The 7097-nt window shown below is 61.1% G+C and carries 7 protein-coding genes; 3 read left to right on the top strand and 4 right to left on the bottom strand.

Features of this window, described 5'->3' with window-relative positions; translation table 11 throughout:
• Positions 1 to 1255 (bottom strand): flavin monoamine oxidase family protein (locus ACQKP4_RS21730; RefSeq protein WP_427635660.1); only part of this gene is annotated, 1255 nt, incomplete at its 3' end.
• Between the two features lie 223 nt (positions 1256 to 1478).
• Here ACQKP4_RS21730 and ACQKP4_RS21725 point away from each other — a divergent pair.
• Together ACQKP4_RS21725 and ACQKP4_RS21720 are read left to right on the top strand one after the other, a co-directional pair.
• Positions 1479 to 2885 carry an adenosylmethionine--8-amino-7-oxononanoate transaminase gene (locus tag ACQKP4_RS21725; protein ID WP_427635659.1) on the top strand — a complete coding sequence of 469 codons (1407 nt, stop codon included), beginning with the start codon at positions 1479 to 1481 and terminating at the stop codon, positions 2883 to 2885.
• A 285-nt stretch (positions 2886 to 3170) separates the two neighbouring features.
• The gene (locus tag ACQKP4_RS21720) at positions 3171 to 3890 is read left to right on the top strand and encodes a 16S rRNA (uracil(1498)-N(3))-methyltransferase (protein WP_427635658.1); all 720 of its coding nucleotides are present in this window, start codon (positions 3171 to 3173) and stop codon (positions 3888 to 3890) included.
• A 139-nt stretch (positions 3891 to 4029) separates the two neighbouring features.
• Here the strand turns inward: ACQKP4_RS21720 and trhA are convergent, their stop codons facing one another.
• Positions 4030 to 4647 carry a PAQR family membrane homeostasis protein TrhA gene (gene trhA, locus ACQKP4_RS21715; RefSeq protein WP_427635657.1) on the bottom strand — a complete coding sequence of 206 codons (618 nt, stop codon included), beginning with the start codon at positions 4645 to 4647 and terminating at the stop codon, positions 4030 to 4032.
• A 138-nt stretch (positions 4648 to 4785) separates the two neighbouring features.
• Here trhA and ACQKP4_RS21710 point away from each other — a divergent pair, with 138 nt between their 5' ends.
• The gene (locus ACQKP4_RS21710; RefSeq protein WP_427635656.1) at positions 4786 to 5700 is read left to right on the top strand and encodes a LysR family transcriptional regulator; all 915 of its coding nucleotides are present in this window, start codon (positions 4786 to 4788) and stop codon (positions 5698 to 5700) included.
• Between the two features lie 156 nt (positions 5701 to 5856).
• Here ACQKP4_RS21710 and madM read toward each other — a convergent pair whose 3' ends face one another.
• Positions 5857 to 6621, bottom strand: a complete 765-nt coding sequence (gene madM, locus ACQKP4_RS21705; RefSeq protein ID WP_427635655.1) for a malonate transporter subunit MadM — start codon at positions 6619 to 6621, stop codon at positions 5857 to 5859.
• A 1-nt stretch (position 6622) separates the two neighbouring features.
• Positions 6623 to 7039, bottom strand: a complete 417-nt coding sequence (madL, locus tag ACQKP4_RS21700; protein ID WP_427635654.1) for a malonate transporter subunit MadL — start codon at positions 7037 to 7039, stop codon at positions 6623 to 6625.
• Positions 7040 to 7097: the final 58 nt, after the last annotated feature.

Raw genomic sequence — 7097 nt, 5'->3', positions numbered from 1 at the left:
GCAGCGGACGTTCCCACAAGCGCCAGTACTTGCTGATCTGGCCCGGACCGAAAGCCAGGTACGCGCCACCCATCGACGGGTCGGTGCTGTAGCGGCGGATTTCATAACCGGTGAACGCACCGCGTGCCTGTGGATAAAACTCGTGCAGGCGGATCAGCACCTGGTCGGCCATCTGCTTGTCGCCGAACGCCTGCATCACCCGCGCGTTGTCGCCAGACAGGTTGATCACCACATTGGCGCCGCCCTTCAGGGCCGGCTCAACCCACAACATGCCCAGACCGGTGTTGCTGTAGATCTCGCCGGTCATGCGCGCCTTGCTTTCCCAGACGGGGGTCTTGAACTTCAGCATGATCTGGTCGCGCCAACCGTAGTTGGTGCCTTTGATGGCGCCCAGGTGCTGGGCATCCAGCGCCGGGGTCATCTGGATTTTGCCCAGTGCGCGCAAGGGCACCGCCACCACGACGTAGTCAGCGGTATAACCGACGCTGCCGACTTTGACCGTCACGCTGTCCTTGTCCTGGGTAATGGACGAGACCGGGGAGCTGGTCTTGATGGTTTTCAGCTGTTTGACGAAGGCTTGAGCCAGTACCGGGCTGCCGCCGAGCAGGCGCGAAGCACGCAGGTCGCGGTCGGACACACCCCGATAAACCCGGCTCTGCTGGGCGAAATACAGCAGCGACAGGCGCGAAGGTTCGTCATAGCGGGTACGAATCTGCTGGTTCACCAGTTGACGCGCCGTCGCGGGCAGGGTCAGGCGATCCAGCCAGTTGGCGACGTTGATCTGGTCCAGCGCGAACAGCGTGCTGTTGGCGGCCGGGTTCTGCGGGTCTTCGATGGAGCGCGCGAGGTCATCCACGGTTTTTTCGTAGCGCTTGAGCGCCTCGGTTGTGGTCGGGTCCTTGGTGGCCAGGTCCGCAGCGGTGTAATACACGCCGTCGATAAGATAGCTGGGCGTACGCACGAATTCAGGTGCTGGCGTGGTGCCCAGTTTGAACGTCGACACGTATTTGTTCAGGACCGGCTGAGTCTTGTCGTTGCCGATCCACTCGCTGGTGGCCATGCCGGAACGACCGCCCAGGCTCGGCTTGGCTTCGAGCAGGGTCACCTGCCAGCCTTTATTCTGCAGTTCGTAAGCCGCAGTGAGGCCCGCGAGCCCGCCACCGATCACGATCACCGTTTTATCCTTGGCCAGCGCAGACACGCTGAACAGCCCCAACATCACCAGCGCACAGGCGCGCAGCCAACCAGCAGACATTCAGCGAACTCCGGAAATACACGTAGGAAAAAGCAGTTTCACGAGTCAGACGACTCAAAGAACCGCGAAGAATACGTCAGCCATCAATAGGCCGCCAGCAACGTCTATCGACCTATACAAAGTAGCTCAATCAACACAATGGGTTGTCCCCGCGCGATGCATTGCATAGGCTTGCGCGATTGTTTGCCCGCGCCTGCCGCGGACCGCCTCGAGGAGACTGTAAATGGGCCTGAATAATCAGTGGATGCAACGGGATCTGGCCGTGTTGTGGCACCCCTGCACCCAGATGAAAGACCACGAACAGCTGCCGCTGATCCCGATCAAGCGCGGCGAAGGCGTCTGGCTGGAAGACTTCGAAGGCAAACGCTACCTCGACGCCGTCAGCTCCTGGTGGGTCAACGTGTTTGGCCACGCCAATCCGCGCATCAACCAGCGCATCAAGGATCAGGTCGATCAGTTGGAGCACGTGATTCTGGCCGGCTTCAGCCATCAGCCCGTCATCGAGCTGTCCGAGCGTCTGGTGAAAATGACGCCGGAAGGTCTGACCCGGTGCTTCTACGCCGATAACGGTTCGTCCTGCATCGAAGTCGCGCTGAAGATGAGCTTTCACTACTGGCTCAATCGCGGCCAGCCGAACAAGAAACGCTTTGTCACCCTGACCAACAGCTACCACGGCGAAACCATGGCGGCGATGTCGGTCGGCGACGTGCCGCTGTTCACCGAAACCTACAAGGCGCTGCTGCTGGACACCATCAAGGTGCCGAGCCCCGATTGCTACTTGCGCCCGGAAGGCATGAGCTGGGAAGAGCACTCGCGCAATATGTTCGCGGCCATGGAGCAAACCCTGGCCGAACATCACGACAGCGTCGCGGCAGTGATCGTCGAGCCGCTGATCCAGGGCGCTGGCGGCATGCGCATGTATCACCCGGTGTACCTCAAATTGCTGCGCGAAGCCTGTGATCGTTATGGCGTGCACCTGATCCACGACGAAATCGCCGTCGGCTTCGGCCGCACCGGCACGATGTTCGCCTGTGAACAGGCCGGCATCCGCCCGGATTTCCTCTGCCTGTCCAAGGCCCTGACCGGCGGCTACCTGCCGCTGGCGGCGTGCGTGACGACCGAAGATGTCTACAGCGCGTTCTACGACGACTACCCGACCCTGCGCGCCTTCCTGCATTCGCACAGCTACACCGGCAACCCGCTGGCGTGCGCGGCAGCGTTGGCGACGCTGGATATCTTCGAAGAAGACAACGTCATCGAGCAGAACAAGGCACTCGCCCAACGCATGGCCTCCTCCACCGCGCACCTGGTCGATCACCCGAACGTCTCGGAAGTGCGCCAGACCGGCATGGTCCTGGCCATCGAGATGGTCAAGGACAAAGCCACTAAGGAAGCCTACCCGTGGCAGGAACGTCGCGGTTTGAAGGTGTTCCAGCACGCCCTGGAACGCGGTGCTTTACTCAGGCCGTTGGGCAGCGTGGTGTATTTCCTGCCGCCGTACGTGATCACCCCGGAGCAGATCGACTTCTTGGCTGAAGTGGCCAGCGAAGGCATCGACATCGCCACCCGCAACAGCGTCAGCGTGGCAGTGCCGAAAGACTTTCACCCAGGCTTTCGTGATCCCGGCTGATTGAGCAACGCGGTCCCCTGTGGCAAGGGTGCTTGGCTGTGGTGAGGGGCTTGCCTGTGATGAGAGGGCTGCCTGTGGTAAGGCGGCTTACCTGTGATGAGAGGCTTGCCTGTGGTAAGGGGGCTTGCCTGTGGCGAGGGGGCTTGCCCCCGTTGGGTCGCGAAGCGGCCCCAAAACCTCCCACCGCGTTTCTCTAGGTAAAACGCATCGCCTGAATTACGACTGCTTCGCAGCCGAACGGGGGCAAGCCCCCTCGCCACAAAACCAATTTTTCAGAGAACCCGCATGAGACTGTCCCGCTTCTTTATCGACGCCCCCCTGAGCACCGGCGAACACGAGTTGCCCGAAGCCCAGGCCCATTACATCAGCCGCGTGCTGCGCATGGCCGAGGGCGATGCGCTGCAACTGTTCGACGGCTCGGGCCACGAGTTTCGCGCCACGCTCAAAGACGTCGGCAAGAAGCGCGTCGTGGTGCACATCGATGAAAGCTTTGCCGGACAGGTCGAATCGTCGCTGCACATCCACCTCGGCCAGGGTTTGTCCCGTGGCGAGCGCATGGACTGGGCGATTCAGAAAGCCACCGAGTTGGGCGTGACGGAAATCACCCCGATCTTCAGCGACCGCTGCGAAGTCCGGCTCAAGGACGAACGCGCCGACAAACGCCTGATGCACTGGCGTCAGGTGGCGATCAGTGCCTGTGAGCAATGCGGCCGCTCGCGGGTGCCGGTGATTCATCCGCCGTTGTTGCTGGCGGATTGGCTGAAGCAGACCGAGGCTGAATTGAAACTGGTGCTGCACCCGGTGGCGGAACCGTTGGTGAGTCATGCCAAGCCTGGGACGCTGGCGTTCCTGATCGGGCCGGAGGGCGGGTTGTCGGAGGTTGAAGTTGATCAGGCTAAAGCGGCTGGTTTCCATGCTGCCCGCCTCGGTCCTCGGGTGTTGCGTACCGAAACCGCGCCGGTGGTGGCGTTGGCGGTGGCCCAGCAGTTGTGGGGTGACTTCTAATCCCCTGTGGCGAGGGGGCTTGCCCCCGTTGGGTCGCGAAGCGGCCCTAATCTTTCCAACCACATCGCGCTATTTGATGACGACTGCTGCGCAGCCGAAAGAGGCGGTGCGGCGGTCCGACAAGCCCCTCACCACAGGTCTAAAGCACATAAAACATAATCGCCACAAAGTGCAGCAAGCTCCCGGCAATCACGAACAGGTGCCAGATCCCGTGCGCATGTCGCAGGCGATAGTCCAGGGCAAAAAAGATAATCCCCACGGTGTAGAAAACCCCGCCGGAGGCCAGCCAGGCGAAACCGGTAGCGCCCAGCGCGGCCAGTAACGGCTTGACCGCAACCAGCACAATCCAGCCCATCACCGCGTAAATCACGATCGACAGGATCCGCGCCTCCGAACGCGGCTTGATCTCTTGCAGGATGCCGATCAGCGCCAGCCCCCAGACAATCCCGAACAGCGTCCAGCCCCACGGCCCGCGCAGGGTCACCAGGCAGAACGGCGTGTAGCTGCCGGCGATCAGCAGGTAGATCGAAAAGTGATCGACCTTTTGCATGATCGCTTTCCTGCGCCCGCGCACGCTGTGGTAAACCGTCGACGCGCTGTAAAGCACTATCAAGGTAAATCCGTAGATCGCCACACTGACAATCTTCCACGGGCTGCCGTCCATGCTGGCGATCACCAGCATCCACACCGCCCCGATCGTCGCCGCCACCGCCCCGACCAGATGGGTCCAGGCGTTCAATCGTTCCCCGTGATACATGCGTTACTCACCTCGAATCCAACACAACCTTGCGCAAGGCTCAGGCCTGCAGCGTAAAAGCGCAATATTTCAAAACACAATTCCCCCGACAAAATCACATGCGTGCACAATCGAGCCATTCGAATAAGAGTCGCGCCCATGCTGATCGACGAAGAGTTGACCCTGAAAAAACTCGAGGTGTTCCTGGCCTTCATGCGCACCGGCAATCTGGCCCGGGCCGCCGCTGAACTGCAAACCAGTAACGTCAGCGTGCACCGCGCCATCCATTCCCTGGAAAGCGCCCTGCGTTGCCCGTTGTTCAAACACGAAGGGCGCAACCTGACACCGCTGGAAAGCGCCTATGTGCTCGAAGAACGCGCACAGAAGCTGATTCAGGACGTGGTCGAGACCGTGCGCCTGACCCGTGAAGCGGCCGGCTTCTCGGCGGAACGTTTCAAGCTCGGTTCGCTGTACTCGCTGACGGTGAAAACCGTGCCGCAGCTGATCATGGGCCTGAAGATCCGCCGCAGCGAACTCAACATCGACCTGATCCTCGGCTCGAACATCGACCTGGTGTACAAGCTGAAGAATATGGAAGTCGACGCCATCCTGGTGTCGCTGGACGACAGCGTCAACGACCCGGACTGCGAGCAGATTGCGCTGTTTTCCGATGACATTTTTCTCGCCACGCCGGCGGATTCCAAGTTTGCCCAACGGGCCGAGGTCGATCTGGCCGAGGTGCGTGAGGAGACGTTCATCACCCTGACTCAGGGTTTCGCCACGCATCAGGATGGCAATCGGGTGTTCAAGCAGGCAGGGTTCGAGCCGAAGGTGGCGATGCAGGTCAACGACATCTTCACCCTGCTGAGCATGGTCAGCTCCGGGGTCGGTTATGCGTTGCTGCCGGGGAGGATTGCGGCGGTGTATGAAAACCGGGTGAAGCTGATTCCGTTGCAGGAAAAGTATCGGTTGCAGCAGCACATCGGCGTGGTGTTTTTAAAGGCCAAGGAGCGCGATCCGAATTTGCTGGCGCTGTTGGCGGAGTGCCGGATGTATGCCCATCGCCAGGGTTGAGACCGCGTCGCGCCCTTCGCGAGCAAGCCCGCTCCCACAAGGGACCGCAGTCCAGTGTGGGTTGGGAGCAGGCTTACTCTCTCAGGGAGATGCGGTCCCTTGTGGGAGCGGGCTTGCTCGCGAAGGCGTCGGTACAGTCAACAAACAACCAAAGCCCTACCCCACAATCCCGCGAACAATGAAGTACAACAACGAAGGCCCCAGCAGACACCCAAGCCCGGTGTGGAACGTCGCAGTCAACGCGCCATAAGGCACCAACCGCCGATCCGTCGCCGCCAGGCCCGCCGTCACACCGCTGACGGTGCCGGCCAACCCGCCAAACACCATCGCCGAACGCGGGTTATCCAGTCCCATCCATTTCGCCGCCATCGGCGTGCCGACCATCACCAGAATCGCCTTGATCAAACCGGTGGCAATCGACAGCGCCATCACGTCCGAACTCGCACCAATCGCCGCCCCGGTCACCGGCCCGACGATATAGGTAACCGCGCCCGCGCCGATGGTGGTCATGCTCACCGCATCGCGATAACCAAACGCCCAGGCGATGCTCGCGCCGACAATGAACGGCAGAATCGTGCCCAGCAACAACGCGATCACACCGATCAACCCGGCCTTTTTCGCTTCGGTGGCTTGCACCTCAAACGCCGTGGCGACGATGGCAAAGTCGCGCAGCATCGCGCCGCCCATCAATCCGATCCCCGAGAACAGCGTCAGGTCCGCCAGGCCTTTTTGCCCGCCAGTCAGGGTGCCGCCGACCCAGGCCAGCACCAGCCCGATGACGATGGCAATCGCCGAGCCGTGAATCCGTCCGAACGTCAGGCGTCTGGACAACACCACCGACACCCACATGATCACGCCGACGAAGGCGAACGCCGTGACCAGCCCGTTATTGGTCAGGCTTTTATCAATGAGTTCCCACATATCAGCGACCTCCCACTGGCGTGCCGACCGGAGTCAACTCAACCGGTTCGTCAGGCAAGGGTTCACCCTTGTGGGTCCGGCTGATCAAGGCAATCGTGCAGCCGCAAAGCACCACCGAACCGATTGCCGCCAGCACCGCGACCGGGCCGCCGTGCAACGCCGTCACCACGTTTTGTTGCGCGGCCATCGCCACCACCACCGGGATGTACATGGCGCCCCAGAAGCCGACGCCCATCTCGCAATCCTTGGTCATGCCGCCGCGTTTTTGCATCCACAACCGCGCGCAGATCAACAGGATCATCGCGATCCCGACCCCGCCGACGTTGGATTTCACGCCCAGCAGCACGCCAAGCGCATCGCCCAGAATCACCCCTGCCAGCGTACAAATCGCCAGCAGCGCCACACCGTAAATAATCATTGTTGTCGTCCTCAAAGTGCATCGTCGAATGTTGTTTTTGTTGTTCGAAGGCTTGAGT

Source organism: Pseudomonas sp. NPDC086278, assembly GCF_050280905.1.
Taxonomy (GTDB): Bacteria; Pseudomonadota; Gammaproteobacteria; order Pseudomonadales; family Pseudomonadaceae; genus Aquipseudomonas.
The sequence above is the reverse complement of the archived record's forward strand: the minus strand, read 5'-3'. Positions and strand labels throughout refer to the sequence as shown.